The sequence below is a fragment of the Streptomyces viridochromogenes genome (genome assembly GCF_001270495.1).
GTDB lineage: Bacteria > Actinomycetota > Actinomycetes > Streptomycetales > Streptomycetaceae > Streptomyces > Streptomyces viridochromogenes_A.
Genome location: NZ_LGUR01000129.1, coordinates 69,738 through 95,729 on the forward strand (window position 1 = coordinate 69,738; position 25,992 = coordinate 95,729).

General features: G+C 70.0%; 27 protein-coding genes and 1 pseudogene. 16 read left to right on the forward strand and 12 right to left on the reverse strand.

Features of this window, described 5'->3' with window-relative positions:
* The first annotated feature begins 127 nt into the window (after positions 1-127).
* Positions 128-901, forward strand: a complete 774-nt coding sequence (locus ADK36_RS15100; RefSeq protein ID WP_048585550.1) for a carbonic anhydrase — start codon at positions 128-130, stop codon at positions 899-901.
* 37 nt (positions 902-938) lie between these two features.
* Here ADK36_RS15100 and ADK36_RS15105 read toward each other — a convergent pair whose 3' ends face one another.
* From ADK36_RS15105 to ADK36_RS15125, 7 genes and pseudogenes are all read right to left on the reverse strand, one after another.
* The gene (locus tag ADK36_RS15105) at positions 939-1,337 is read right to left on the reverse strand and encodes a hypothetical protein (protein WP_048585551.1); all 399 of its coding nucleotides are present in this window, start codon (positions 1,335-1,337) and stop codon (positions 939-941) included.
* Positions 1,334-1,624: a hypothetical protein gene (locus ADK36_RS15110; protein ID WP_053197887.1), complete on the reverse strand. Its 291-nt coding sequence runs from the start codon at positions 1,622-1,624 to the stop codon at positions 1,334-1,336. The genes ADK36_RS15105 and ADK36_RS15110 overlap by 4 nt, the downstream gene beginning before the upstream one ends.
* Before the next feature lie 79 nt (positions 1,625-1,703).
* A pseudogene (locus ADK36_RS15115) lies at positions 1,704-2,285 on the reverse strand (ATP-binding cassette domain-containing protein); the annotation flags it as partial.
* Positions 2,286-2,358: 73 nt separating this feature from the next.
* On the reverse strand, positions 2,359-2,490 hold the full coding sequence (locus ADK36_RS50970) for a hypothetical protein (protein WP_267887408.1): 132 nt from the start codon (positions 2,488-2,490) through the stop codon (positions 2,359-2,361).
* 51 nt (positions 2,491-2,541) lie between these two features.
* Positions 2,542-2,667, reverse strand: coding sequence for a hypothetical protein (locus ADK36_RS50975; RefSeq protein WP_267887409.1), 126 nt, complete (start codon positions 2,665-2,667; stop codon positions 2,542-2,544).
* Between the two features lie 189 nt (positions 2,668-2,856).
* Positions 2,857-4,137, reverse strand: coding sequence for an LmeA family phospholipid-binding protein (locus ADK36_RS15120; protein WP_048585554.1), 1,281 nt, complete (start codon positions 4,135-4,137; stop codon positions 2,857-2,859).
* A gap of 93 nt (positions 4,138-4,230) precedes the next feature.
* Positions 4,231-6,042: a bifunctional metallophosphatase/5'-nucleotidase gene (locus tag ADK36_RS15125; RefSeq protein ID WP_048585555.1), complete on the reverse strand. Its 1,812-nt coding sequence runs from the start codon at positions 6,040-6,042 to the stop codon at positions 4,231-4,233.
* Between the two features lie 180 nt (positions 6,043-6,222).
* Here ADK36_RS15125 and mshD point away from each other — a divergent pair, with 180 nt between their 5' ends.
* From mshD to pstB, 12 genes are all read left to right on the forward strand, one after another.
* On the forward strand, positions 6,223-7,149 hold the full coding sequence (mshD, locus tag ADK36_RS15130) for a mycothiol synthase (RefSeq protein WP_048585556.1): 927 nt from the start codon (positions 6,223-6,225) through the stop codon (positions 7,147-7,149).
* A gap of 123 nt (positions 7,150-7,272) precedes the next feature.
* Positions 7,273-7,659: a GntR family transcriptional regulator gene (locus tag ADK36_RS15135; protein WP_048585584.1), complete on the forward strand. Its 387-nt coding sequence runs from the start codon at positions 7,273-7,275 to the stop codon at positions 7,657-7,659.
* Positions 7,656-8,543 carry an ABC transporter ATP-binding protein gene (locus ADK36_RS15140; protein WP_053197892.1) on the forward strand — a complete coding sequence of 296 codons (888 nt, stop codon included), beginning with the start codon at positions 7,656-7,658 and terminating at the stop codon, positions 8,541-8,543. The genes ADK36_RS15135 and ADK36_RS15140 overlap by 4 nt, the downstream gene beginning before the upstream one ends.
* A complete protein-coding gene (locus ADK36_RS15145) occupies positions 8,540-9,541 on the forward strand; it encodes an ABC transporter permease (RefSeq protein ID WP_053197894.1) in 1,002 nt (333 codons plus the stop codon). Before ADK36_RS15140 ends, ADK36_RS15145 begins: the two co-directional genes overlap by 4 nt.
* Complete coding sequence (locus tag ADK36_RS15150) at positions 9,538-10,455, forward strand: hypothetical protein (protein WP_048585559.1); 918 nt, start codon at positions 9,538-9,540, stop codon at positions 10,453-10,455. Before ADK36_RS15145 ends, ADK36_RS15150 begins: the two co-directional genes overlap by 4 nt.
* Positions 10,456-10,740: 285 nt before the next feature.
* Positions 10,741-12,975, forward strand: a complete 2,235-nt coding sequence (locus ADK36_RS15155; RefSeq protein ID WP_048585560.1) for an RNA degradosome polyphosphate kinase — start codon at positions 10,741-10,743, stop codon at positions 12,973-12,975.
* Positions 12,956-14,074: a CHAD domain-containing protein gene (locus ADK36_RS15160; protein ID WP_048585561.1), complete on the forward strand. Its 1,119-nt coding sequence runs from the start codon at positions 12,956-12,958 to the stop codon at positions 14,072-14,074. The genes ADK36_RS15155 and ADK36_RS15160 overlap by 20 nt, the downstream gene beginning before the upstream one ends.
* 43 nt (positions 14,075-14,117) lie before the next feature.
* On the forward strand, positions 14,118-14,540 hold the full coding sequence (locus ADK36_RS15165) for an NUDIX hydrolase (RefSeq protein ID WP_048585562.1): 423 nt from the start codon (positions 14,118-14,120) through the stop codon (positions 14,538-14,540).
* Positions 14,541-14,787: 247 nt separating this feature from the next.
* Entirely contained in the window at positions 14,788-15,915 is a 1,128-nt protein-coding gene (gene pstS / locus ADK36_RS15170; RefSeq protein ID WP_048585563.1) for a phosphate ABC transporter substrate-binding protein PstS, read from the forward strand.
* A 133-nt stretch (positions 15,916-16,048) separates the two neighbouring features.
* Positions 16,049-17,056 (forward strand): phosphate ABC transporter permease subunit PstC, encoded by a 1,008-nt coding sequence (gene pstC, locus ADK36_RS15175; RefSeq protein ID WP_048585564.1) that lies wholly within the window; start codon positions 16,049-16,051, stop codon positions 17,054-17,056.
* Positions 17,053-18,114, forward strand: a complete 1,062-nt coding sequence (gene pstA / locus ADK36_RS15180; RefSeq protein ID WP_048585565.1) for a phosphate ABC transporter permease PstA — start codon at positions 17,053-17,055, stop codon at positions 18,112-18,114. The genes pstC and pstA overlap by 4 nt, the downstream gene beginning before the upstream one ends.
* Positions 18,115-18,156: 42 nt before the next feature.
* Positions 18,157-18,933, forward strand: a complete 777-nt coding sequence (pstB, locus tag ADK36_RS15185) for a phosphate ABC transporter ATP-binding protein PstB (protein WP_048585566.1) — start codon at positions 18,157-18,159, stop codon at positions 18,931-18,933.
* Between the two features lie 392 nt (positions 18,934-19,325).
* Here pstB and ADK36_RS15190 read toward each other — a convergent pair whose 3' ends face one another.
* Positions 19,326-20,324 carry an inorganic phosphate transporter gene (locus ADK36_RS15190; RefSeq protein ID WP_048585567.1) on the reverse strand — a complete coding sequence of 333 codons (999 nt, stop codon included), beginning with the start codon at positions 20,322-20,324 and terminating at the stop codon, positions 19,326-19,328.
* Between the two features lie 9 nt (positions 20,325-20,333).
* The gene (locus ADK36_RS15195; protein WP_048585568.1) at positions 20,334-20,954 is read right to left on the reverse strand and encodes a DUF47 domain-containing protein; all 621 of its coding nucleotides are present in this window, start codon (positions 20,952-20,954) and stop codon (positions 20,334-20,336) included.
* 237 nt (positions 20,955-21,191) lie between these two features.
* On the opposite strand from ADK36_RS15195, the gene ADK36_RS15200 reads away from it, so the two are divergent.
* Positions 21,192-21,596 carry a metal-sensitive transcriptional regulator gene (locus tag ADK36_RS15200; RefSeq protein WP_048585569.1) on the forward strand — a complete coding sequence of 135 codons (405 nt, stop codon included), beginning with the start codon at positions 21,192-21,194 and terminating at the stop codon, positions 21,594-21,596.
* Positions 21,597-21,620: 24 nt separating this feature from the next.
* Here the strand turns inward: ADK36_RS15200 and ADK36_RS49505 are convergent, their stop codons facing one another.
* A complete protein-coding gene (locus tag ADK36_RS49505; RefSeq protein WP_199830182.1) occupies positions 21,621-21,797 on the reverse strand; it encodes a hypothetical protein in 177 nt (58 codons plus the stop codon).
* A 110-nt stretch (positions 21,798-21,907) separates the two neighbouring features.
* Positions 21,908-22,750, reverse strand: coding sequence for a hypothetical protein (locus tag ADK36_RS15210; RefSeq protein WP_048585570.1), 843 nt, complete (start codon positions 22,748-22,750; stop codon positions 21,908-21,910).
* Positions 22,751-22,876: 126 nt separating this feature from the next.
* Here ADK36_RS15210 and ADK36_RS50165 point away from each other — a divergent pair, with 126 nt between their 5' ends.
* Both ADK36_RS50165 and ADK36_RS15215 read left to right on the forward strand, forming a co-directional pair.
* Positions 22,877-23,056: a hypothetical protein gene (locus ADK36_RS50165; protein WP_078916602.1), complete on the forward strand. Its 180-nt coding sequence runs from the start codon at positions 22,877-22,879 to the stop codon at positions 23,054-23,056.
* A 404-nt stretch (positions 23,057-23,460) separates the two neighbouring features.
* Positions 23,461-25,020 (forward strand): FAD-binding oxidoreductase, encoded by a 1,560-nt coding sequence (locus ADK36_RS15215; RefSeq protein ID WP_048585571.1) that lies wholly within the window; start codon positions 23,461-23,463, stop codon positions 25,018-25,020.
* A 91-nt stretch (positions 25,021-25,111) separates the two neighbouring features.
* Here the strand turns inward: ADK36_RS15215 and ADK36_RS15220 are convergent, their stop codons facing one another.
* Complete coding sequence (locus ADK36_RS15220) at positions 25,112-25,822, reverse strand: phosphatase PAP2 family protein (RefSeq protein WP_048585572.1); 711 nt, start codon at positions 25,820-25,822, stop codon at positions 25,112-25,114.
* Positions 25,823-25,992 lie beyond the last annotated feature (170 nt).

Below are 25,992 nucleotides of genomic sequence, written 5' to 3' on the forward strand. Positions count from 1 at the left end.
CCGAAGGTCAAGGGCAGCGCAGGGGAACACCAAGAACAGCCAAACGCTCGATCATGAGTTCCCCCCACCCGTCCATGATTCAGCAAGGTGAACGTTTGTTAGGAGTTTCGAGCGTACGTTCCCGTCCGTGAACTCTGACAGATCCGTCGGCGCCACGCCGGCCACCGCCGCTCACAAGCGGTTCGCTCTTCCCTCGCTCGCCCGCCGCGCACTCCTGCGGGCCGGGCTGACCGGGGCAGCAGCGCTGGGTACCACCGCCGCACTCGGCACGGCATCCGCCTCCGCCTCCCCCACCGGCAGCACCACCCGTCGCCGCCCCAGCACCCCCGCGGAAGCCCTGCGTGAGCTCGCCGCGGGCAACCAGCGCTGGCGCGCCTTCCGTGAGCGGCACCCCGACGAGTCGCCCTCCGTGCGGCAGGCCCTGACCTCGGGGCAGCACCCTTTCGCCGTCGTGCTCGGCTGCATCGACTCCCGCGTCCCGCCGGAGCTGGTCTTCGACCAGGGCCTCGGTGACCTGATGACCGTGCGCTCCGCCGGCGAGGTCCTGGACGAGGCCGTACTCGGCAGCGTCGCCTACGGCGTGCTCGAACTGGACATCCCCCTGGTCGTGGTCCTCGGGCATCAGTCGTGCGGTGCCGTGAAGGCCGCGGTCGAGTCGGACGAGTCCGGCGAGCGGCTGCCGGCCCACATCCAGTACATAGCCGACCAGATAGCCCCGAACATAGACCGCGCCGAGGAGGGCGACGCCCGCATCGCCTCGACCATCGACGCCAACGTACGAGCCGTCCGCGCCCGTCTGGCCGCGGAGCCCGACCTCGCCGCGAAGGTGACCTCCGGCGCCCTGGCCATCGTGGGCGCCCGCTACGACCTGACGACCCAGCGGGTCCGGCGGGTCGTCTGACGCCCGCCAGGGCAGACCGTTCCCGGCATGCCCGGCGTCAGTGGAAGCCGAGCATGCCGGGGGAGTCGATGTCGACGGTGACCACGCCGGGCGGATAGTTCTGCTCCCGGTCGGTGAGCAGGATCGACATCCCGCCGAACTCTGCGCGCGGCAAGGCGCAATACAGGGCGTGGCAGGTGTCGGCACCGCCGTATCCGTCCCTGATCATCGTGCCGACGCTGACCGCCGCCACCGTATCCAGGGGATCGACGACGACCGAGGAGAAGGCGAGCACCCGCCGTGCAGCCTCCGCGTCCTGCGACTCCGCCTGCATGAGGCAGGCGGCGGGAATGCGGAGGAGGTCGCCCGGAGTGCGGGCCATGTTCCCGGCGAGAAGGTTCAGCGTCTTGTGCCCGTCGGCGAGGGCACGGGTGGCGCCGGTGTCGAGAATGATCACGCGGCCGCCGCCCCACGGGCCATGCGGACCTTCTCGGCAGCGATCCGGTTGATGTTGCCCAATACGTCTGGCGCCTTCTCGAACTCCTCGTCGCTGATGTCAAGGCCGATCACGTCACGCACAACTTGCCGGTCAGCCGCCACCCGCTCGGCGATCTGCGCTGCCGTGGGCTGCTCCGAGGCCAGCTGCTCGACCAGCTGCCCCAATGTCATGCCCCGCTCCTTGGCGACCTGGGCGAGCTGGTCGCGGGCCTGCCGGGACACCTGAATGGTCGTATTCTCCGCCATGCCACCACCATAGGCGCGCCACAGCGCTGGTGGCACGGTTTCTCACCCAGCTCACCCGAAGGAGTGAGACCCGCGGCGATCAAAGCCTGAGGACCAGCGTCTCCTCCGTCAGCGCCCCCACCCCCGCCAGCCGCGCGTACATCCCACCCCGCGCCACCAGCTCCGTGCGCGTCCCCGCCTCCACCAGCCGCCCGCCGTCCACGACCAGCACCCGGTCCGCGTCCGACGCCAGGCTCAGATCGTGGGTGATCATGATCGTCGTACGGCCGGACATGAGGCGCCGCAGCGGCTGTACGACCTGGCGGGCGGCCACCGAGTCGAGGCCGGCCGTCGGCTCGTCGAGGACCAGGACCGGTGCGGCGCGCAGCATCGCGCGGGCGAGGGTGATCCGCTTCAGCTGGCCGCCGGACAGGGCCGCCGTGCCGGGGGCGATGCGGGTGTCGTAGCCCTCGGGGAGCGCGGCGATGAAGTCGTGCGCCGCCGCCGTACGCGCCGCCCGCTCGATGTCCTCGTCGCTCGCGCCCGGCCGGCCGCACGCGATGTTCTCGCGGACCGTGCCCTTGAGGATCAACGTCTCCTGGGGCAGCAGCGCGACGTTCTCGCGCAGGAACTCCAGGGACAGGTCGGTGAGCGGCATGCCGTCCAGGGTGATCGCGCCCGCCGCCGCCCCGGACATGACGGAGGCGGGGCCCCGGAGCCCGAGCGCTCCGGTGACCCCGCCTCTTCCGTCGGCCTCAGCCCTTGTGCGCGACAGGGCGGCGCTTCGGCGCGCCCTTCTTCGGCGCGGCGGGGGCCTTCTGCTTCTTGGCGGCCGGGGCGCCGGTCCTGCAGTTCTTCTGCACGGGGGCGATCTTGTGGAAGCTCATGACTGTTCTCTTTCCTGAGAGTTGTTTGTATTTACCTGGGTGAATTCTTTGTCAGTTCCGGTGGCCCACGGGTCGACGCTTCGGAGTGACTTTCTTATGGGCCTTCTTCTTCGACGCCTGGGCGGGGACGGCGGACTTGCAGGCCTTCTTCACCGGGGCAATCTTGTGGAAGCTCATGAGACTCTCCTTCTTCGATGTCTTCGCTTTCGCGTCGTTCGCTTTCGACATGCAAAACGTTACGGGACGCGGAAGCCGGAAAAGCCAAATCGACTTAGACCTCGATGAATTGAGCCTGAGACAGATTTTCAGGGAGCCCCGGGAACCGAACGGGAATTCACACAGGTTTTATCTCAGGATCTGCCGGACCTATTTCCCGCCGATGGCCAGCCCGGTCCCCTCCAGCCGCACCCTGATCCCGTCCTCCTCCACCCGCACATCCCGCAACCGCACCTGCCCGCTCGGCGGTTCCGGGAGGCGGAAACCCAGGGACAGCTGGTCGGCGAGGACCGGGCGGGTGAGACGGGGGAGGGCGTCGAGGAGGGCGGGGTCGAAGCCCAGGAGCTTGAGGAGCCGGGGGTGGTCGAGGGCCAGGTCGATGAGGTTGAGCCGCATGGCCTGGTGGACGAAGCGCGGGGTGCCGGTCAGGTCGGTCAGCTTGGACTCGTTGCGCAGGGCCTCGCGGACGACCGAGTCGGGCACTCCGAGTCGCCGTACGACCGACGGAATCGACAGAAGGGCCTTCGCCTTGCGGGTCTCGTGGGCCAGGCGGGCCGCCGACTTGCGGCTCAGGTGCAGCCCCTCCGAGGTGCGGGCGCCGGGGCGGTACGTGGCCAGGTCGCCGATGTCCAGGCGCATTCCGCCGATGTGCGTGGCGATGCCGCGGTCGCCGTTCCGTACGATCCGGGCCTCGGCACGCAGGCTGAGATCGTGCCCGGCGACCGGCAGGGTGCCGCGTGCCCGGACGCGATCGTGGCCCTCCCCGGTGAACGTGACCTGGGACGCGCCGAGTTCGCGGTTCAGGTCGGCGAAGGAGAGCAGGACGTCGCCCTCCAGCCGGGGGACGTCGGCGCCGCGCACCGAGGTCGGGCCGTCGGTGTCCAGTCGTACGTCCGACGCCGTCGCCGTGACCTGGGCGAGCGAGATCCGGTCGGCGGCCACGTCGGGGACGGTCACCTTCACCGAGTCCAGTCGCTCGTCGGCGAGTTGGGTGAGGAAGGGGAAGCCGCCGATCTCGACTTCGGGGGCCGCGGACAGGTCGAGGCGCTCCTTGAGGGTGTCCGCCGCTCTGCGCTCGGCGTAGAGGAGGGCCCAGCGGTCGGCGAGGGTGAGGAAGGCGGCGAGGACGAGGAGGCCGACCACCGCCTTCATCGCGAGCGGAAGCCCCGAGAAGCGGCCTCGGCGCCGGCGGCGGCCGTTACGGCGGTGGTTGGGCGGGGCCCAGGGATCGTCCTGGGCCTCCGCCTCATCCGGTAGGCCATCCGGGTCTGCCCGTATGTCCTGCCGTATGTCCTGCCGCTCGTCCTGCCGTATGTCCTCGTGGAGGAACTCGTCCAGCGGGCCGTCGCCCATCGGGCCGTCGTCCAGTCTGCCGAGCTCCTCGTAGGGGTTTTTATAGGGATGCGTCGTTATGTGGTGGGGGGAACGCATCGGCCCATCCGACCATGCGCACACCCCCCACCCGCAACCTCTACCGGAGGTTTGCGATCTAGTTCACGCCGGTTCACCAACTACTGCTTTGAACTACTTCACGATCGTGATCCGGTTCGCCGCAGGCGGCGCGATCGGGTTGGTGGCCGAGGAGTTGGCCGTCAGGTACTCCTCCAGCGCGGTCAGGTCGTCCGAGCCGACCAGGTCGTTCGTGCCCTGGCCCAGCGTCGGGAAGCCGTCGCCGCCGCCCGCGAGGAAGCTGTTGGTGGCGACGCGGTAGGTGGCCGTCGGGTTGATCGCCTCGCCGTTCAGCTTGATCGAGTCCGTCACCACCCGGTCGGCACCCGACTTCGTCAGGTCCAGCGTGTACGTCAGACCCGCGGAGGGCTGGAGGACCTTCGGCGACGCCGCGTTGGTGCCGCTCACCTGCTCCTTGAGCACCTGGATCAGCTGCTCACCGGTGAAGTCCTGGAGGTTCACGGTGTTGGAGAACGGCTGCACCGTGAAGCCCTCGGCGTACGTCACCACACCGTCGCCCTCGCTGCCCTTGGCCGCGTAGGTCAGCGGTGCCCGGACGCCGCCCGAGTTCATCAGCGCCAGGTCCGTCTCCGGGTCCAGCTCCTTGCCGTGGGCCAGCTGCGCGTCCGCGATCAGGTCACCGATCGGGGACTCCGTCCCGGTGTTGCCGATGTCGCCGGATATGTAGCCGATCGCGCGGTTGCCGATGGGCGCCGCGAGGGTGTTCCAGCGGTCGATCAGCCTGGTCATGTCGGGCGCCTTGGGGACGTCCCGGGTGACCACGTGGTTCGCCGACTTCACGGCCGTACGGGCGATGTCGCCGGTGAAGCGGTCGTACGTCAGGGTCGTGTCGGTGTAGAGGCGGCCGAAGGAGGCGGCCGACGTGACCATGCGCGGCTTGCCCGCCGGGTCGTCGATCGTGCAGACGTACGCGGCGTGCGTGTGGCCGGTGACCAGCGCGTCGACCTGCGGCGTGATGTTCTTGGCGATGTCGACGATCGGGCCGGAGATACCGTCGCCCGCGCCGGGCGCGTCACAGTCGTAGTTGTACGACGCCGAGGCCGGGGCCCCGCCCTCGTGGATCAGGGCGACGATCGACTTCACGCCCTGGCGCTGGAGCACCTTGGCGTACTTGTTGATCGTCTCGACCTCGTCCTTGAACTTCAGGCCCTTCACGCCGTCCGCGGAGACGACACCCGGGGTGTCCTCCAGGGTCACGCCGATGAAGCCGACCTTGATGTCCTTCTTCTTCCACACCCAGTAGGGCTTGAGGATCGGCTTGCCGGTCTTCTCGTCGAGGGCGTTCGCGGCGAGGTACGGGAAGTCGGCGCCCTCGAACTCCTCGCCCTCGACGTAGCAGCCGGCCGTGGGGTGGCAGCCGCCCTTCTGCAGGCGGGCCAGTTCCCTGGCGCCCTCGTCGAACTCGTGGTTGCCGACTGAGGTGACGTCCAGGTCGAGCTTGTTCAGCGCCTCGATGGTGGGCTCGTCGTGGAAGAGCCCGGAGATGAGCGGGGAGGCGCCCACCATGTCACCACCGGCGGCGGTGATGGAGTACTTCTCGCCCTCCCGGGCCTGACGCAGATGGGTGGCCAGGTACTCCACCCCACCGGCGTCCACGGTCTTCGTCGTGCCGTCGTGCTGGATCTCCGTGACCCGCCCGGAGGAGCCGGCCGGCGGCTCCAGGTTGCCGTGCAGGTCGTTGAAGGACAGCAGCTGGACGTCCTGGTAGCGGCTGAACTGGCCGTGGCCGCCCTTGGCCGAGCTCTCCGGCGTCGCCGTGGCGGGGAGCGCCGCGGCCAGCGCGCCGACGGTGGCGAGTCCTGCGGCGGCCGCGACGAAGGCGTACGTACGGCGTCTGCGGTGGTGCTGGTGGGATGTGGCTGACATCCGCCCCCCTGTGAGTGGTGATGACCCGTAGGTCCTGAATGACCTGCGAGTCGCGAGTGACATGGCCCCGTCGGGCGGCAGCCTAGAGTCAACGCGCGTAGCGCAACAGGGGGTGCCTGGTTACACCTTGATTGCTTCTGTGCCGGGACTTTGTCCGAACGGCCCCTTACCCTCGTACGCATGACCAGCGACGACACCGCACACCCCCTCCCGACCCGTTCCATCGAGACCCGCTCCGAGCTCTCCCCGGAGCAGACCGAGGCCGTACTGGAGCTGCTCGCGGAGGCCTCCCGGAACGACGGGCAGCAGGCGGTGTCCGAGCAGGGGCGGCTTCAGCTGCGCGGCGGGGAACGCGAAGGCGTGTCGCATCTGCTGCTGACCGTGGCCGGCGAACTCGTCGGCTACGCCCAGCTGGAGGACACCGACCCGGTGGAGGCCCCGGCCGCCGAGCTGGTCGTCCACCCCGCGCACCGCGGCCACGGGCACGGCCGCGCGCTGGGCTCGGCCCTCCTCGGCGCGTCCGGCAAGCGGCTGCGGGTGTGGGCCCACGGCGGCCACTCCGCCGCCCGCCACCTCTCCCAGGTCCTCGGCCTGACCCTCTTCCGCGAACTGCGCCAGATGCGCCGCCCGTTGGCGGACCTGGCCCTGCCGGACCCGGTGCTCCCCGAGGGCGTGACGGTCCGCGCCTTCGTGCCCGGCCAGGACGACGCGGCCTGGCTCGCCGTGAACGCCGCCGCCTTCGCCCACCACCCCGAGCAGGGCTCCCTCACCCAGCGCGACCTCGACGACCGCAAGGCCGAGTCGTGGTTCGACCCGGCGGGCTTCTTCCTGGCGGAACAGGACGGCGAGCTCATCGGCTTCCACTGGACGAAGGTCCACGCGGAGGAGGGGCTCGGCGAGGTGTACGTCCTCGGGGTACGCCCGGACGCGCAGGGCGGCGGCCTGGGCAAGGCCCTGACGACGATCGGGCTGCGGCATCTGGCGGGGCAGGGGTTGCCCACGGCGATGCTCTACGTCGACGCGGACAACAAGGCGGCGGTGGCGGTGTACGAGCGGTTGGGGTTCATGACGTACGAGACGGACCTTATGTACCGCACTGAGACGTGATGCGCCGGGCTGAGACCTGGCGGCAAACCGAACATAACTCCCGTAAGGGGCGGCAGCCTTGACGCCGCCCCTTTTCTTCCACCACCCTTTCACTACTCAATTAGTGAAAGGGTGGTGGAACGGATGGTCGAGTACCGCATCGACCGGCGCTCCGGCGTCGCCACCTATGTGCAGATCGTCCAGCAGACCAAACAGGCCCTGCGCCTGGGCCTGCTGGAGCCGGGCGACAAGCTGCCCACGGCCCGCGAGGTCGTCGAGGCCACCGCCATCAACCCCAACACCGTGCTCAAGGCCTACCGCGAACTGGAACGCGAAGGGCTGGTCGAGGCACGCCGGGGGCTCGGCACGTTCGTGCGGCGCGGGCTGAACACCGCGCCGGCCGACTCGCCGCTGCGCATCGAACTGGACGCGTGGGCCGCACGGGCCCGCGAGGCCGGGCTGGACCGCGACGACGTGGACGCTCTCTTCACCTCCGTTCTGGACACGCACTTCAAGGGGGACGACTCATGACCGAGACCGCCATCGAGGCGGCCGCGCTGACCAGGAGGTTCGGGCGACGCCGCACAGCCGCGCTGGACGGCTGCGCCTTCCGGCTCCCGGCGGGCAGCGTGTGCGCCGTCGTCGGGCCGAACGGCGCGGGCAAGTCGACGCTGCTGTCCCTCGCCGCCGGACTCCTGCGGCCCACCGAGGGCGCGATCACCGTCCTCGGCCAGGCCCCGGCGGCCGTCCGCGAGCGGCTCGCGTACGTCGCCCAGAACAAGCCCCTGCACCCCCAGCTCACCGTCGCCGACACCCTGCGCTTCGGCCGCGAGCTGAACCCACGCCGCTGGGACGACCGGGTCGCCGCGCGGATCGTCGCCGAGGGCGACCTCGCCCCGGACGCGAGGATCCGCACGCTCTCCGGCGGCCAGCGCACCCGCGTCGCCCTCGCGCTCGCCCTCGGCAAGCGCCCCGAACTGCTGCTCCTGGACGAGCCGATGGCCGACCTCGACCCGCTCGCCCGGCATCAGCTGATGGCGGCGCTCATGGCCGACGCCGCCGAACACGGGACCACGGTTGTCATGTCCTCGCATGTCGTGGCCGAGCTGGAGGGCGCCTGCGACCACCTCCTGCTGCTCGGCGCCGGCCGGGTCCGCCTCGCCGGCCCGCTGGACGACGTCCTCGCCGCGCACCGGCTCGTCACCGGCCGGGCCGACGCGTCCCTGGACCCGCACACCGTCGTCGAGTCCCGTACGACAGGACGTCAGGTCACCGCTCTCGTACGGCCCGAGGGTGCCCTCGGCGACGGCTGGCAGAGCACCGCCCCGACCCTGGAGGAGCTGGTCCTGGCGCACCTGCGCACCCCCGAGGCCCCGGCCCTCCACCTCGACGACGCGCGGGAGGCCGCCGTATGACCGCCGTGACGACTATCGAGACGTCCACCGCCGCCACGCCCGCCCGGGGCCCGCGCGGCCTGCTCTGGGCGATGCTGCGGCTGCACCGCTGGGCGCTGTGGTTCTGGGTGCTGCTGGTGGCCGTCGGCGCGGGAGCGCTGCTGTGGGCGTACGGTCCGGGCGCGGACGCCGCCTGGTCCGAGTACCGCACCCTGCACTGCGACACGAACGATCCCGGCCTGGGCTGCGACGCCCTGGGCCCCGCCTACAACATGTACGACACGGCCGTCGGCATCGGCGCCGGACTCCTCGGCCTCGCTCCCTTCCTCACCGCCGCCTGGGCGGGCGCCGCGCTCATCGGACGTGAACTGGAGGGCGGTACCGCCCAGTTGGCGTGGACGCAGTCGGTCACGCCGGCCCGCTGGCTGGCCGCCAAGCTCGCCGTCCCGGCCGCCCTCCTCACCACCGGCATGCTCGTGCTCACGCTGCTGCACCGCACGCTGTGGTCGGCGGACGGTCAGCTGCGGGCGGCGATGGGCTCGCGGAGCTGGTACCAGGGCACCGCCTTCGAAGCCAATGGCATCGTCGGCATCTCCTACGCCCTCCTCGGCCTCGCGGTCGGCGTCCTGGCGGGCCTGCTCCAGCGCCGCGCCCTGCCCGCGCTCGGGCTGGCGGTCGTCGGCCTGGCGCTCATCACGACCGTGCTCGGCACCCTGCGCCCGTACCTGTGGCCGCTCGAGACGCTCACGAACAAGCACGAGTACCCGCCGTACATCGGCATGGTCGTCGACGAGGGCGCGCTCACCTCCACCGGCGCCCGCGTCGGGGACCCCATCTGCGTCGACGACACCAAGTGCCTCGCCGACCACGACATCGTCGGCTTCTACCGCGACTACCACCCGTCCTCCCACTTCTGGCCCCTCCAGCTGGTGGAGACCGGCATCGTCCTCGCCGTCGCCGCGCTGACGGTCGTGATCGCCTTCCGGCTGCTGAAGCGCCGTACCGGAGCCGCCGTATGACCACCGCGCTCTCCGCCACGGCGGCTCCGGCCGCCCGCACCCCGCGCGGGCCACGCGGCCTGGTCTGGGCCGTGCTGCGGGTGCACCGCACGGCCCTGGTCTTCGGGGGCCTCGCCCTGGCCGTCGCGACGGCCTGCCTGATCTGGATGTACGCCATCGCGGACGACGCCCGCCGGGGCAACGTCCCCTGCGCCGAACCGGCCCACGACGGCTTCCCCTCCTGCGCATCGGTCGAAGCGATCACCGTCGACAACACCTACGCCGACGGCATCGACCTGCTCACCGCGGCCCTGTCCTACGTGATCTTCCCCGTGGCCGCCTGGGCGGGCGGCGCGCTGATCGCCCGCGATCTGGAGAGCGGCACCGCGCGGCTGGCCTGGACCCAGTCGGTCACCCCGGCACGGTGGCTGGCCGCCAAGCTCGCCGTCCCGGCCGTCCTGCTCACCGCCGCCACCGGCACGGTCGCGCTGCTGGGTGTGTGGGCGCGACAGGACGACGACCCCAACCTGGTCGGGGACTGGTACTACCCGGACGTCTTCATCAGCACCGGCCCGACCGCCGTCGCGTACCCCTTGGCGGGCCTCGCCCTCGGCGCACTCACCGGCCTGCTGCTCCGCCGGGCCCTGCCCGCCACCGGCGCCGGCTTCGCGGCCGCGCTCGTCCTCTACAACGTCCTGGAGCGCACCCGCGAGAACCTCTGGCCCACGGTGACCCGTACCGAAGCGGGCGGCTTCGAGCTGCCGCGCTCGGCCTGGCAGATGAGCTGGGACGGCCCCACCCGGGCGACCCGGGCGATGTACCACCCCCAGTCCCACTTCTGGCCGCTCCAGTACGTCGAGACCGGCATCCTGCTCGCCGTGGCCGCCGCCGCGACCCTGACCGCCTTCGCGGTACTGCGCCGCCGCACTCCCTGAGACCCCGCCCGTACGTCCCTCCACGGGGGGAGGGACGTACGGCCGGACCGACGACCCGTCACCTGGACGCCCGCGAGCCGCCCCCCGCTATCCCACACGCCATGTCTCCGTAACCATTGGTTCAGACGGGCTTGCGACGCTCAGCGAATGACGCCCGCCGTGCCAGAGCCTTCACCGCCGCCCGAGGGGGCCGCTGGGAACGGGGAGCCCCGACGCCTCCCGATCACGCTCCCGCCCGCCGCTTCCGACGCGCCCGTAATGCTCGCAACGCGGAACAATGGGCACATGAGCCAGTCCTCCAACGCCCAGGCACAGGTCCAGCACCCGCAGCCCTCCGTGGGCTCCATAGCGGCGCACCGTCCGCACACGGTCTCGGCGGTCGTCTCCGATCTGGAACCCGACATCGACGCCGACCTCGACGCGTACGAGGTCACCGAGATCGAAGGTGTCCAGCTGCCCCAGGGCCGGTTCCTGGACCGGGAGCGCAGCTGGCTCGCGTTCAACGAGCGCGTCCTCGAACTCGCCGAGGACCCGAACACCCCGCTCCTCGAACGGGCTAACTTCCTGGCGATCTTCGCCAGCAACCTGGACGAGTTCTTCATGGTCCGGGTGGCCGGACTGAAGCGCCGTATCGCCACCGGTGTCGCCACCCGGTCCGCGTCCGGCCTCCAGCCCCGCGAGGTCCTGGAGATGATCTGGGCCCGCTCCCGTGAGCTGATGGCCCGGCACGCCGCCTGCTACCACGAGGACGTCGCCCCCTCCCTCGCGGAAGAGGCCATCCACCTGGTCCGCTGGAACGAGCTCACGGAAAAGGAGCAGGCCCGCCTCTTCACCCTGTTCCGGCACCAGATCTTCCCGGTCCTGACCCCGCTGGCGGTCGACCCGGCGCACCCGTTCCCGTACATCTCCGGGCTCTCCCTGAACCTGGCCGTACGGGTCCGCAACCCCGTCACCGGCACCCCGCATTTCGCCCGCGTCAAGGTGCCACCGCTGCTCTCCCGCTTCCTGGAGTCCTCCCCCGGCCGGTTCGTCCCGCTGGAGGACGTCATCGGCGCCCACCTGGAGGAGCTGTTCCCGGGCATGGAGGTGCTGGAGCACCACGCCTTCCGGGTCACCCGCAACGAGGACCTGGAGGTCGAGGAGGACGACGCCGAGAACCTCCTCCAGGCCCTGGAGAAGGAGCTCATGCGGCGCCGCTTCGGGCCGCCGGTGCGCCTGGAGGTCGAGGAGAACATCAACCAGGAGGTCCTGGACCTGCTGGTGCGCGAGCTGAAGATCAGCGAGGCCGAGGTCTACCCGCTGACCGGCCCCCTGGACCTCACGGGCCTCTTCCGCATCGCCTCCATCGACCGGCCCGAGCTGAAGTACCCGAAGTTCGTCGCGGGCACCCATCGCGATCTCGCCGAGGTCGAGTCGGCGTCCGCGCCGGACATCTTCGCCGCGCTGCGCAACCGGGACGTGCTGCTGCACCACCCGTACGACTCCTTCTCCACGTCCGTGCAGGCGTTCCTGGAGCAGGCGGCCGACGACCCGGACGTCCTCGCGATCAAGCAGACCCTGTACCGGACGTCCGGCGACTCCCCCATAGTCAACGCGCTCATCGACGCGGCCGAGGCCGGCAAGCAGGTCCTCGTGCTGGTCGAGATCAAGGCCCGCTTCGACGAGCACGCCAACATCAAGTGGGCGCGCAAGCTGGAGGAGGCCGGCTGCCATGTCGTCTACGGCCTCGTCGGCCTGAAGACCCACTGCAAGCTGTCGCTGGTGGTCCGCCAGGAGGGCGAGACGCTACGGCGCTACAGCCACGTCGGCACCGGCAACTACCACCCGAAGACGGCGCGGCTGTACGAGGACCTGGGGCTGCTGACAGCCGACCCGCAGGTCGGCGCGGACCTGTCCGACCTGTTCAACCGGCTGTCCGGCTACTCGCGCCGGGAGACGTACCGCCGGCTGCTCGTGGCCCCCAAGTCCCTGCGCGACGGCTTGATCTCGCGGATCAACAAGGAGGTCCAGCACCACCGTGCCGGGCGTCCCGCGCACGTCCGCATCAAGGCCAACTCCATCGTCGACGAGGCGCTCATCGACGCCTGCTACGCCGCGTCCCAGGCGGGCGTGCCGGTCGACATCTGGGTCCGCGGCATCTGCGCGATCCGCCCGGGCGTGACGGGACTGTCGGAGAACATCCGCGTCCGCTCGGTCCTCGGCCGCTTCCTCGAACACTCCCGGATCTTCGGCTTCGGCAACGGCGGCGAACCCGAGGTGTGGATCGGCAGCGCCGACATGATGCACCGCAATCTCGACCGTCGTATAGAAGCCCTGGTCAGGGTCGTCGACCCGGCCCACCGCGCCGCGCTCAACCGGCTCCTGGAGACCGGCATGTCCGACACCACCGCGTCCTGGCATCTGGGCCCGGACGGCGAGTGGACCCGGCACGCGACGGACGCGGAAGGCCAGCCCCTGCGCAACGTCCAGGAGATGCTCATAGACGCCCGGAGGCGCCGGCGTGGCACAGCAACACCTTGATCCGACGGACCCCACGGCCGGGGCGGTGACCGGGGACGCCCTCGCGGGCTACCTGCGCGCCCAGGCCACGGAGTTCCTCCGCGCCCTGCGCCTGCACCGGGAGACCGGTGCGGGGGCGGCGGCGGGCGGCTCGGAGGAGTCCGTCGACGCGGCCCGGGCCCTGCGCCGCTCGGCCCGCCGCATCAGCGCCAGCCTGCACACGTTCCGCCCCTTGCTGGACACCGACTGGTCGGAGGCCATCCGCCCCGAACTGGCCTGGGTGTCGGGAACGCTGGCCATGGAACACGCCTACGCGGCCCGCCTGGAGCGCCTGCTGCAGGCACTGCACCGGCTGTCGGGGGCCACCGCGCTGCCGGCGCAGGCGGGCGTCGTCGACATCGCCGACGCGACCGGCACCGCCGGCCGGATCCCCGCCCCGCAGAAGGAGGCACCCCCGGCGGGTCCCGCCACCCACCCGGCGGCCACCCCCGACCGCGGCAATCTCACCGTGGGCGCGGCCAAGTCGGGCGCGCTGCTCGACCGCCAGCTCACCCTCGCCCGGACCCGCGCGCACAGCACCGCACTCCAGGCGCTCGGCTCCTCCCGTTTCCACGCCGTGGCAGACAACATCGCCGTGCTGGCCAGCGAGGTCCCCCTCACCCCGGCCGCGGCCACCGCCGACCTGCGTCCGCTCGCGGCCGCCGCCGAGGAGCGGCTCACCGACGCGGTGGCGGGGCTGCCGCTGGTGACCGCCGGCCACCCCTACAACGCGGCGGCCCTGATCCACGGCCTGTCCCCGGACCCGGCCCCGCATCCGCAGGACGCGCCCTGGCACCAGGTCCGCCTGCTGCTGCGCCTGCACCGCTACGCCCGCGAGGTCCTGCACGGCGACAGCGACCCGGTGGACGTACGGCTGCTGGCGGCCGGCCAGTCCCTGAACCGGCACCGCGACGCGTCCGAGGCGGCGGCCGCCGCGGCCCAGGCGGCCCGCACCCCGCGGATCGCGCCGGCGACGGCGTACGCCCTCGGTGTGCTGCACGCCGACCAGCGGCACGAGGTGGAGGCGGCCCGGTTCGCGTTCCAGCAGTCCTGGCAGCGGCAGACGGTGGGCACGCCCTAGGCATCCCCACAGCGGGGCCACCCGGCAGAAGGAGGCATCTCCGGTGACACACGCGAACGACCTCACCGTCCAAGCGGCCGGCTGCGTCCTGTGGCGGCGCTCACCGAGCGACGGTGAGCTGGAGATATGCCTGATCCACCGGCCGAAATACGACGACTGGTCCCACCCCAAGGGCAAGCTGAAACGCGGCGAGGACCACCTGGCCGGTGCGCTGCGCGAGGTGGCGGAGGAGACAGGGCACTCCGCCGAGCCCGGAGCCGAGCTGCCGACCCTGCGCTATCTGGCCAACGGCCGCCCCAAGGAGGTCCGCTACTGGGCGGCCGAGGCGGGCCCCGGCACCTTCACCCCGGGGACCGAGGTGGACCGCCTGCTGTGGCTCTCCCCCGCGGCCGCCCGGAGCCGCCTGACCCAGCCGAGGGACCGCTCGCTCGTGGACGCCCTGCTGGCGTCGCTGCGCCTGGCTTAGTCCGCACCAACCCCCACAAAGCCTCGGAACGAACCCGTGTCCTCGACGTAAGCGTTCCGTGACCTCACCGCACCGTCCCCAGGGGTTCACCCCGCGTTCATTTACGGCCTTCGGCGCCTTCACCTGTTCTGCCTAATTTCAGCCTTGCACGATGACGGACCGCGCCCACGGGGGGCCGGGCCCGCATCAACCATTCTTCGCACGCCGCCGAATTCAGGACGGCGGCTCCTGGAAGGAATTCCCTCAAGTGAAGCTTCAGCGCAAGAACCGGCGGGCTCTCGCTCTCGGCGCTCTCGCCGTCTCCGGCGCCCTGGCCCTCACGGCGTGCGGCTCCGACGACACCGGCAACAGCAACGGCGGCGACACCTCCGCCAGCGCCAACGCCGGCAACATCAAGTGTGACGACGCCTCGGGCCAGCTGCTCGCCGACGGGTCCTCCGCGCAGAAGAACGCGATCGACGCCTGGGTCAAGCAGTTCACCGCTGCCTGCAACGGCGTGCAGATCAACTACAAGGGCGGCGGCTCCGGCGCCGGTGTCACCGCGTTCACCCAGGGCCAGGTCGCCTTCGCCGGTTCCGACTCTGCGCTGGACGAGGAGGAGATCACCGCCTCCAAGAAGGTCTGCACCGGCGGTCAGGGCATCGACCTGCCGATGGTCGGCGGCCCGATCGCGGTCGGTTACAACGTTCCGGGTGTCGAGAACCTGGTCCTGGACGCGCCGACCCTCGCCAAGATCTTCAACGACAAGATCAAGAACTGGAACGACCCGGCGATCGCGAAGCTGAACCCCGAGGCGAAGCTTCCCGACCTGAAGATCCAGGCCTTCCACCGCTCCGACGAGTCCGGCACCACGGACAACTTCACCAAGTACCTGATCGCCACCGCCAAGTCCGAGTGGCCCTACGAGGGCGGCAAGGCCTGGCAGGCCAAGGGCGGCCAGTCCGCCGCCGGCTCCTCCGGTGTCGCCCAGCAGGTCAAGCAGACCTCCGGCGCCATCAGCTACATGGAGCTGTCGTACGCCAAGGACGGCATCGACGCGGTCCAGATCGACACCGGTGCCTCCGCCCCGGTCGAGGCCAACGTCGCCAACGCCACCAAGATGATCGCCGCCGCCAAGCGTGTCGGCACCGGCAAGGACATGGCGCTGGAGCTGGACTACGCCACCAAGGAAGAGGGCGCCTACCCGATCACCCTGGTGACGTACGAGATCGTCTGCGACAAGGGCAACAAGTCCGAGACCCTGCCCGGCACGAAGGCGTTCCTGCGCTACATCGCCTCCGAGGACGGCCAGAAGATCCTCACCGAGAACGACTACGCCCCGATGCCCGAGGAGATCATCTCCGAGGTCCGTACCACCATCGATGGCCTGAGCTGACCTGAGTGCGGTCCGGTCCGGTGAAAACCCGGACCGGACCGCACCGTCCGGTGCACCGCCGCCCGGAGCCGTACCGCTACGGCTCCACCGAGCCGCCGCAGACCGCGAACGGCTCCGCAGACCGGAGAACCCGATGGACATATCGACACAGAAGACTCAAGCTTCTCCCCCCATCCCACAGCCCACGGACGCCGAGCAGAAGCGCGCGGCCCGTGGCGCCACCCGGCCCGGTGACCGGGTCTTTCTCGCGCTCTCCCGCGGGTCCGGCATCTTCCTGCTGGTGATCATGGCCGCCATCGCGGTCTTCCTCACCTACCGGGCGAGCCTCGCGATCAGCAAGGACGAGGCGAACTTCCTCACCGCCTTCGAGTGGAACACCGGCACGATCCCGCCGAAGTTCGGCATCGCGGTCCTGGTCTACGGCACGATCGTCTCCTCGATCATCGCCATGGTCATCGCGGTCCCGATCGCCGTCGCCATCGCGCTGTTCATCACGCACTACGCCCCGCGCAAGCTCGGCGGCCCCATCGCCTACGTGATCGACCTGCTCGCCGCGGTGCCGTCCATCGTGTACGGCCTGTGGGGCGCCCTGATCCTCGTACCGCAGATGGACGGCCTCTTCGGCTGGCTGGACAGGTACCTGGGCTGGACCGGCATCTTCTCCTGGGACGGCGGCCCCGCCCGTTCGATGCTGACCGTCGGCATCCTGCTCGCGATCATGATCCTGCCGATCATCACCAACGTGAGCCGCGAGGTCTTCCGCCAGGTCCCGCAGATGCAGGAGGAGGCGGCCCTGGCGCTCGGCGCCACCCGCTGGGAGGTCATCCGCATGTCGGTCCTCCCCTTCGGCCGCTCCGGCGTGATCTCCGCCTCGATGCTCGGCCTCGGCCGCGCCCTCGGCGAGACGATGGCCGTGGCCACCGTGCTCTCCCCCGACTTCGACATCCACGCCAGCCTGCTCAACGCGGGCGGCGGCACCTTCGCCCAGAACATCGCCAGCAAGTTCGGTGAGGCGTCCGAGTTCGGCCGTGACGCGCTGATCGCCTCCGGTCTGGTCCTGTTCGTCATCACCCTGCTGGTCAACGGCGCGGCCCGCGCGATCATCGCCCGCCGCAAGGAGTACTCGGGGGCCAACGCATGAGCAACGCCGCCATTGCCGACAAGCGCCCCAGCACGCTGCAAGGCGCCCGTCTGCCCAAGTGGTCCCCGTACGCCATCGCCGGCGGCTCCGTCGCCGTCGCGATCGGCATCGGCCTGGCCGCCGGCCTGGACAGTCGCGTCCAGTGGGGCCTGATCGCCGGCCTCCTCTTCGTCTTCGGCACGTACGTCATCGCCGCCCGCGTCGAAGGCCGTCGCCAGGCCAAGGACCGGATCGCCACCTCGCTGGTCTGGGTGGCCTTCCTGCTCGCCGTCGTCCCGCTGGTCTCCCTGATCTGGGAGACCGTGCAGCGCGGTGTGAAGGTCCTCGACGTCTACTTCCTGACCCACTCCATGGGTGTGGTCGCCGACGCCGAGCCGGGCGGCGGTATCTACCACGCCATCCTCGGCACCCTGGAGCAGGTCGGCCTCGCCACCCTGATCGCCGCGCCGGTCGGTGTCCTCACCGCGATCTACCTCGTGGAGTACGGCCGCGGGAACCTCGCCCGGTCCATCACCTTCTTCGTCGACGTCATGACGGGTATCCCGTCGATCGTCGCGGGCTTGTTCATCCTCAGCCTCATGCTCATGCTGGAGATGCAGCCCTTCGGCTTCGCCGGCTCGTTGGCGCTCGCGATCCTGATGATGCCGGTGGTGGTCCGCTCCACGGAGGAGATGCTCAAGCTCGTCCCGAACGAGCTGCGTGAGGCCTCCCTGGCGCTCGGCGTCCCCAAGTGGCGCACCATCCTGAAGGTGGTCGTACCGACCTCCATCGGCGGCATCACCACCGGCATCATGCTGGCGGTCGCCCGTATCACGGGTGAGACCGCGCCGGTGCTGCTGCTGGTGTTCGGCAACAGCTTCATCAACGCCAACCCGTTCGAGGGGGCGCAGGCGTCGCTGCCGCTGTACATCTACCAGCAGTGGGCGAACAGCGCCGGGTCGCCCGCCGCGTACGACCGTGCCTGGGCGGCATCGCTCACGCTGATCGCCTTCGTGATGCTCCTCAACCTGGTGGCCCGCGGGATCGCCCGCTGGAAGGCCCCGAAGACCGGTCGCTGACGCGGCCACAGCGACTGATCAGAATCTGGAAGTGAAGCAGACATGGCCAAGCGAATCGACGTAAGCGGGCTGACCGCCTACTACGGCTCCCACAAGGCGATCGAAGACATCTCGATGACGGTCGAGCCGCGCTCGGTGACGGCCTTCATCGGCCCGTCCGGCTGCGGCAAGTCGACGTTCCTGCGCACGCTGAACCGTATGCACGAGGTGACGTCGGGCGGCCGCGTGGAGGGCAAGGTCCTCCTGGACGACGAGGACCTGTACGGCCCCGGCATCGACCCGGTGTCGGTCCGTCGCGAGGTCGGCATGGTGTTCCAGCGCCCGAACCCCTTCCCGACGATGTCGATCTTCGACAACGTGGCGGCCGGCCTGCGCCTGAACGGCAACTACAAGAAGAGCGAGCTGCAGGACATCGTCGAGAAGTCCCTGAAGGGCGCGAACCTCTGGAACGAGGTCAAGGACCGCCTGAACAAGCCGGGCTCGGGCCTCTCCGGCGGCCAGCAGCAGCGTCTGTGCATCGCGCGCGCGATCGCGGTGGAGCCGAACGTCCTCCTCATGGACGAGCCCTGCTCGGCCCTCGACCCCATCTCCACCCTCGCCATCGAGGACCTGATCGGCGAGCTGAAGGAACGCTTCACGATCGTCATCGTGACGCACAACATGCAGCAGGCGGCACGCGTCTCGGACCGTACGGCCTTCTTCAACCTCGCCGCCGTGGGCCAGCCCGGCAAGCTGATCGAGATCGACGACACGGAGCGCATCTTCTCCAACCCGTCGGTCCAGGCCACGGAGGACTACATCTCCGGCCGCTTCGGCTGATGAACCCCTCGCGGTGCTGCATGGCGGTGCCACCGCGAGGCAGATAAAGGGCCCGCCCCCCGGCTCCCGGGGGGCGGGCCCGCACTGCTTTTCCAGCCCGTCCGGCGTCCGAGGACTGGGCCGTTACCGTCCCGATCTCCCACCAACCCACAGGGGCGACCCTTCCAGCCCGCCCGGCGTTCGAGGACAAGGCCACTACCGTCCCAAACCCCCACCCACCCGCAGAGGCAATCTCTCAGCCCGTCCGGCGTTTGAGGACGAGGCCGCAGGCCGATGGGGGTCCAGGGGGCGGAGCCCCCTGGCGGGGTGGAAGGGGCGGAGCCCCTTCAAGGGATGGGACGGGTAGGGGCGGCGGGGGCGAGGAAAACGCACCCCGCACAGCGAACGGCCGCCTACAGGAACGCCAGCTTCACAATCCCGAACGCCCCCGCCGCCACCACCGCGGCCGCAGGCATCGTGATGAACCACCCGAGGACAATGTTCTTGGCCACACCCCACCGCACGGCGTTCACCCGCTTCGTGGCCCCCACACCCATGATCGCGGACGTGATGACATGGGTCGTGGAAATCGGCGCCTTGAACAGAAACGCCGTAGTGAACATGATCGACGCCCCCGTGGTCTCCGCAGCGAACCCCTGCGGCGGATCCAGCTCGATGATCTTCCGCCCCAGCGTCCGCATGATCCGCCACCCGCCCGCGTACGTCCCCAGCGACAGCATCACGGCACACACGATCTTCACCCACACCGGAATCGGATCGCCGTAGTCCTCGACATCGGCGATGACCAGCGCCATCACCACGATGCCCATCGTCTTCTGCGCGTCCTGCAGACCATGCCCGAGCGCCATCCCGGCCGCCGACACGGTCTGCGCGATCCGGAAGCCACGCTTGGCCTTGTGCGGATTGGCCCGCCGGAAGATCCACATGATCGCGGTCATCACGAGATAGCCCGCGCACAGCCCCACGACGGGCGACACGAACATCGGGATGACGACCTTCTCCAGGACCCCGCTCCAGTACACCGTGGTCCCCCCGGCCAGCGCCGCCCCCACCATGCCGCCGAACAGCGCATGCGAGGAGGAGGAGGGCAGCCCGAAGTACCAGGTGACGAGATTCCAGGTGATCGCGCCCACCAGGGCCGCGAACAGAATCCCCATCCCCTTCGAGCCCTCGGGTGTCTGGATCAGCCCCTCACTGACGGTCTTGGCGACCCCGGACCCCAGGAAGGCACCGCCGAGGTTCATCACCGCGGCCATCGCCAGCGCGGCCCGCGGCGTCAGCGCCCGCGTCGACACGGACGTCGCGATCGCGTTCGCCGAGTCGTGGAAGCCGTTGGTGTACGTGAAGAAGAGCGCGACCCCGATGGTCGCGACCAGCGCGAAGGTGTCCATGGGCGGGTCTCAGGACTCCTTGACGGCGATGGTCTCCACCGTGTTCGCCACGTGCTCGAAGGCGTCCGCCGCTTCCTCCAGCACATCCACGATCTGCTTGAGCTTGAGGACCTCGATCGCGTCGTACTTGCCGTTGAAGAGGTGGGCGAGAAGCTTGCGGTGTATCTGGTCGGCCTGGTTCTCGAGGCGGTTGACCTCGATCCAGTACTCCGTGAGGTTGTCCATCGTGCGCAGGTTCGGCATGGCCTCGGCCGTGAGCTCCGCGGCCCGCGCCAGCACCTCGATCTGCTGCTCGACGCCCTTGGGCAGTTCCTCGACGTTGTAGAGGACGACCAGGTCGACGGCCTCCTCCATGAAGTCCATGATGTCGTCGAGGCACGATGCGAGGTTGTAGATGTCCTCGCGGTCGAACGGCGTGATGAACGAGGAGTTCAGCTGGTGGAAGATCGCGTGCGTGGCGTCGTCACCTGCGTGTTCCGCGGCCCGCATACGCTCTGCGATCTCGGCCCGGCCGGCGGTGTCCGCCCCGAGCAGTTCCATCAGGAGCTTCGAGCCCGTGACGATGTTGTCCGCGGATGCGGCGAACATGTCGTAGAAGCTCGTCTCCCGGGGGGTCAGACGAAATCGCACGTGAGGGTCCTCAAGAAGGATCGGTTTCGGTCAGGCTGATGCTAGGCGCATCATCCGGCCACGGCTAATGGGCCGTCCTCCAGTGTCGCCCATCAGGCACAGTGGTCGGCACGGGGGCTGCCCAGTGGTCCAGTCCAACGGCCGGTAGCGGTTCGGCCACAGGGCCCTATACCCAGCAAAGTTCGGTACGATATACCCAGTAGGGGTATATGAAGCGGTTTACGTCTGGAGGACGCGATGACGACCACCGAGGCCGGCGCGGGTGCGCCCTCCGCCCCTGACGAGACCGTGGAGACAAGTGTCACGGGCGCCACGGATGCCACGGACGCCACCGACGTGGTGACGGACCACGACCGGGGCATCCACGGCTACCACAAACAGAAGGACGAACACCTCAAGCGCCTGCGCCGTATCGAGGGCCAGATCCGCGGCCTGCAGCGCATGGTCGACGAGGACGTCTACTGCATCGACATACTCACGCAGGTCTCCGCCTCCACCAAGGCCCTGCAGTCCTTCGCCCTGCAACTGCTGGAGGAGCACCTCCGGCACTGCGTCGCCGACGCGGCCCTCAAGGGCGGTGCGGAGATCGACGCCAAGGTGGAGGAAGCGACGAAGGCGATCGGCCGACTGCTGCGCACCTGACGGCGACGCAACGCGGGGGCGGACTCACTCCCCCTCCGTGTCCCGCTCCTCCGCGACCCTCAGCACCTCGTCGATGCTTTCCAGACTGAGCCGGTCCTCGCGGGCGGTCGAGGCCGCGATGATGAGCTCTCCGCACAGCTCGATCTCGGCGAGGGCCACGTGGTCCTGAACTGCCGTACCGCCGACCGGAGCCACGTGCATCACCTCTTCTCTGCCGTTACCGACTTCCTAGAGTAGGGAGCGGCCTACACACCGCGCATGGCACGGACGGGCTAGTTCTTGACGCCCGTCACGCACGCATACCCCGGCTCTCACTCCTCCGCGATCTTGCCCGCGTAGATGTCGTCGCCGTCCGGCAGCCGTACGTCGACGGGGGCCCCGAAGTCGTACAGCAGGGTCGTCGAGGCCACGGCGACGGCGTCCTTCTGCTGCCCGTTGACGAAGCTGAACCGATGCCGCACCTTCCGGATCCGCCCGTCCTCATCGAGGTACACGTCGAACGGAACCTCGCTGGTGGCGAACCCTTTCGCCGCTGCCGCAAGCGCTTCCGAGTTCCCCTCGGAAGCCTCCCGCGAGGCCACCACCAGATCAGCGGTCCCCCGGTAATGCCGCACCGCCGTACCGGCGACGTCCTCCTCGCCCACGTACGTCACCGTCCGCGCCCCGCGCAGCACCTCGGCCGCGGCGAACGGATCGGTCGCGCCACCGGTGACGAGGTTCCCGTCGGAGAGCGACCGCGTGTCGACCCGCACCCACTTGTCGGCGGGCACACCGGCACCCCGGTTCTTCATGAACAGCGCCCCAGGGGCAAGCAGCTCCATGATCGGCCGCTGCGCGGTGGCCCCGGCAGGATCCTGCGGCAGCAGGACCTTCAGCCGCCCCCGCTGCTTGCGGAAGTCGTACACACCCTCGCCCCGGATGGTGACCCGGGTCCCCCCGGCGGCCATCTCCATGGACGTCCGGGCCTTGGAACTCCGGGCGCCGACCAGCGCGTCAGCGGCACGTCGAACGATCACCTCGGCATCCCCGTCACGCCCGTCCCCGACAGCGGCGCCGCTCTCCGCCACACACCCACTGCCCGCCAGACACACGCACAGGACCCCAGCCGCAACGCCCGCCCCACGCCACCGCCTGTGCTGCTGCCGCTCCGTCATCGCCTGCCTACCCCCAGCCGGTACGTCCGTCACGGGCCCCCTGTCGTTCCGGTTAACGACGAGTAGGTGCCCCTCGTCACGCACGCGGAGGCGTCGCGCTTACTTGCCTTGGGTAACGTTGTGGCCGTGGCGCAGCAGGACGGACCAACCTCCCCCGCACATCCCGACGACCCCACGGAACACCGCACGACAACCGTGGAGAAGGGCCGCTTCTGCACGGCCCACTGCACCTGCGGCTGGCGGGGCCCAGCGAGACGCGCGCGCAGCCTGGCCCGAGCGGATGCGGAGGGGCACGTGCGTCTTTGAGACGACGCCGGCATTCTCAGCCGGTCCGGCACTTGAGGACGAGGCCCTTCGGGCGGACGGGGTCCGGGCATTTCAGCCCCTCCGGCACTTGAGAACGAGGCCCTTCGGGCGGACGGGGTCCGGGCATTTCAGCCCCTCCGGCACTTGAGAACGAGGCCCTTCGGGCGGACGGGGTCCGGGCATTTCAGCCCGTCCGGCGCTTGAGGACGAGGCCCTTCGGGCCGATGGGGGTCCAGGGGGCTCCGCCCCCTGGCGGGGTCGAAGGGGCGGAGCCCCTTCAAGGATGGGACGGGTAGGGGCGGCGGGGGCGAGACTCTCCCGGCCCGCACCCGGAGAAACCGCCGCTACGTGGAACCCCGCCCTCCGCGACCCCGTCTCGTTCCACGAACCCCCTAGGAGGCGACATGGAACGGCGTACCTTCATCGGCGGCGGCACCGCAGCAGCCCTCACCGCCATGACGGCAACCGCCTGCAAGACCGGCACCGACACCACCTCGGGCACAACCACCGGCACCCGAACCACCGCCACCACCGCCACCGCCGCCTCCGCCCCCGCCAACTGGGCCGCCCTGGCCCAAGACCTCGACGGCCGGCTCATCCGCCCCGGCGACACCGACTGGAAGTCGGCCCGCCTGCTCTACAACACCCGCTTCGACTCCCTGAAGCCCGCCGCGGTCGCCTACGTCGCCCACCCCGACGACATCCGCACCACCCTCGCCTACGCCCGAGCCCACAACCTCCACGTCGCCATCCGCAACGGCGGCCACTCCTACGCCGGCTGGTCCTCCGGCAACAACCGCCTGATCATCGACGTCTCCAAGCTCAACCGCATCCGAGCCACCGGCGACACCGCCGTGGTCGGCGCCGGCTCCAAGCTCATCGACGTCTACCGAGCCCTCGCCGCCAAGGGCGTCACCATCCCCGCCGGCTCCTGCCCCAGCGTCGGGGTCTCCGGCCTCACCCTGGGCGGCGGCCACGGCGTCACCTCCCGCGCCTACGGCCTGACCTGCGACAGCCTCACCCAGGCCACCCTGATCACCGCCGACGGCAAGCAGCTCACCGCCAACGCCACCACCCACAAGGACCTCTTCTGGGCCCTGCGCGGCGCCGGCAACGGCAACTTCGGCGTCGTCACGGAACTCCAGTTCAAGACCCACCCCGCCCCCCAGGCCGTAGTGGCGTACATGACCTGGCCCTGGTCGAAGGCGGCCACGCTGATCAACGCCTGGCAGGAGTGGGGCCCGACCCAGCCCGACGAGATCTGGTCGGCGCTGACCATCTCGAACCACGCGGGCAGCACCCCGACCGTCACCCTCGCGGCGTTCTCGCTGGGCACCTACGGCGAACTCAAGAACGCGGTGGACCGCCTGGCCGACGGCCCCGGAGGCCCCGGCCCCGCGAGCAACGTCTCGATCAAACGCCGCTCGTACGAGGAGTCGATGGAGCTGTACGCCGGCTGCTCGTCCTTCGCCACGGACGCGCAGTGCCACCTCCCCGGCTCCACCCCGGGCCGCTCCCCGGAGGGCGCGCTGAGCCGCGAGACGTACACCGCGAAGTCGGACTTCTTCGACCGTAAGCTCTCAACAGCGGGCATAAAGACACTGCTGCGACAGATGGAGTCGGTCAGCGGCGGCTCCGGCAGCATCGCCCTCACGGCCCTCGGCGGAGCCGTCAACCGCGTCTCCCCCACCGCGACGGCCTTCGTGCACCGCCGCTCCCGCATGCTGGCCCAGTACATCGCCTCCTGGCGCGCCGGCACCTCGGGCTCCACGGCCCAGTCCTGGCTGACGGCGGCCCACGACGCGATGCGCCCGTACGCTTCGGGCGCCGCGTACCAGAACTACACCGACCCGACCCTGAAGAACTGGCGCAAGGCGTACTACGGGGACGCGGCGACGCGCCTGACGAAGCTGAAGAAGCAGTACGACCCGGAGGGCTTCTTCAGCTACCCGCAGGCGCTGTAGCCCTTGCCGCTGGTGGCGCGTGACCTGATGGCCCTCGCCCCTGGCCTGCCCTTGCCCCTTACTCTTCTACCCCTTGCCGTTATGACGTCGGCTAGGCGGCGAGGTCCCGCTCCTCAGCCTCCGCGGGCTCTTTCCGAGCCCCCGGAATCATGGCCTCCTGCCCACCCGCCCGGGATGTGCCCCGCGCCCTGATGAGCCACCCGCCCCTGGGCGACCGCTCGACGGCGGACATCACGGGCGTCAGCAGGGCCATCGCCAGGGGCGACAGCAGCAGGGCCACGGCGGTACCGAGCGCGAACCCGCCGACGACGTCGGTCGGATAGTGCACGCCCATGTAGATGCGGCAGAACCCTTCGAGAAGAGCGAGGCCGATCCCGACCAGCCCGAACTTCCGGTTGGCGACGAACAGCCCGACCCCGAGGGCCATGGCGATCGTCGCGTGGTCACTCACGAAGGAGTAGTCGGTCTTGCCGGTCACCAGGACTTCGAGCCCCTGGTGATCGAGAAACGGCCGGGGCCGCTCGACGAACCCCCGGATCGGCACGTTCACCAGTACCGCGATCCCGGCGGCCAGCGGCGCCCACACGAGCGCGGCGACGGACGAGGCGGCGTCCTCGTCGCCCCGGCGCCGGACGGACCACCAGCACCACACGACCAGCAGCACCATGGCGAGCACCAGCCCGTACTCACCGACGTACTCCATGACCCGGTCGAACCAGTGCGGGGCGTCCTTGGCCAGGCCATTGATGTCGAAGAGCAGGTCGACGTCGGGGTTCGACCCGGAATCTGCGAGTCCAGCCATAATGCCGCGGCCCCTTCGTCGTCTCTTAGCTCGGCGCAACTTGCGTACGCCGCTCCGCCCACCCCCGTGGTTGTAGATCCGGCTACGACACCAGGAACGCACGGCCCCTGTTGATACGTTCCACACTCCACTGAATGATCACGCAGACGTTATCGAAGAGAGACCCATCG

Bases quoted from the DNA above. Each gene is read 5' to 3' on its own strand.
- ADK36_RS15110 (WP_053197887.1), bottom strand. From the start codon at position 1,624: ATGGCGGAGAATACGACCATTCAGGTGTCCCGGCAGGCCCGCGACCAG.
- ADK36_RS50970 (WP_267887408.1), bottom strand. From the start codon at position 2,490: ATGAGCTTCCACAAGATCGCCCCCGTGCAGAAGAACTGCAGGACCGGC.
- ADK36_RS50975 (WP_267887409.1), bottom strand. From the start codon at position 2,667: ATGAGCTTCCACAAGATTGCCCCGGTGAAGAAGGCCTGCAAGTCCGCC.
- ADK36_RS15120 (WP_048585554.1), bottom strand. From the start codon at position 4,137: ATGCGTTCCCCCCACCACATAACGACGCATCCCTATAAAAACCCCTAC.
- ADK36_RS15125 (WP_048585555.1), bottom strand. From the start codon at position 6,042: ATGTCAGCCACATCCCACCAGCACCACCGCAGACGCCGTACGTACGCC.
- mshD (WP_048585556.1), top strand. From the start codon at position 6,223: ATGACCAGCGACGACACCGCACACCCCCTCCCGACCCGTTCCATCGAG.
- ADK36_RS15135 (WP_048585584.1), top strand. From the start codon at position 7,273: ATGGTCGAGTACCGCATCGACCGGCGCTCCGGCGTCGCCACCTATGTG.
- ADK36_RS15140 (WP_053197892.1), top strand. From the start codon at position 7,656: ATGACCGAGACCGCCATCGAGGCGGCCGCGCTGACCAGGAGGTTCGGG.
- ADK36_RS15145 (WP_053197894.1), top strand. From the start codon at position 8,540: ATGACCGCCGTGACGACTATCGAGACGTCCACCGCCGCCACGCCCGCC.
- ADK36_RS15150 (WP_048585559.1), top strand. From the start codon at position 9,538: ATGACCACCGCGCTCTCCGCCACGGCGGCTCCGGCCGCCCGCACCCCG.
- ADK36_RS15155 (WP_048585560.1), top strand. From the start codon at position 10,741: ATGAGCCAGTCCTCCAACGCCCAGGCACAGGTCCAGCACCCGCAGCCC.
- pstC (WP_048585564.1), top strand. From the start codon at position 16,049: ATGGACATATCGACACAGAAGACTCAAGCTTCTCCCCCCATCCCACAG.
- pstA (WP_048585565.1), top strand. From the start codon at position 17,053: ATGAGCAACGCCGCCATTGCCGACAAGCGCCCCAGCACGCTGCAAGGC.
- pstB (WP_048585566.1), top strand. From the start codon at position 18,157: ATGGCCAAGCGAATCGACGTAAGCGGGCTGACCGCCTACTACGGCTCC.
- ADK36_RS15190 (WP_048585567.1), bottom strand. From the start codon at position 20,324: ATGGACACCTTCGCGCTGGTCGCGACCATCGGGGTCGCGCTCTTCTTC.
- ADK36_RS15200 (WP_048585569.1), top strand. From the start codon at position 21,192: ATGACGACCACCGAGGCCGGCGCGGGTGCGCCCTCCGCCCCTGACGAG.
- ADK36_RS49505 (WP_199830182.1), bottom strand. From the start codon at position 21,797: ATGCACGTGGCTCCGGTCGGCGGTACGGCAGTTCAGGACCACGTGGCC.
- ADK36_RS15210 (WP_048585570.1), bottom strand. From the start codon at position 22,750: ATGACGGAGCGGCAGCAGCACAGGCGGTGGCGTGGGGCGGGCGTTGCG.
- ADK36_RS15215 (WP_048585571.1), top strand. From the start codon at position 23,461: ATGGAACGGCGTACCTTCATCGGCGGCGGCACCGCAGCAGCCCTCACC.
- ADK36_RS15220 (WP_048585572.1), bottom strand. From the start codon at position 25,822: ATGGCTGGACTCGCAGATTCCGGGTCGAACCCCGACGTCGACCTGCTC.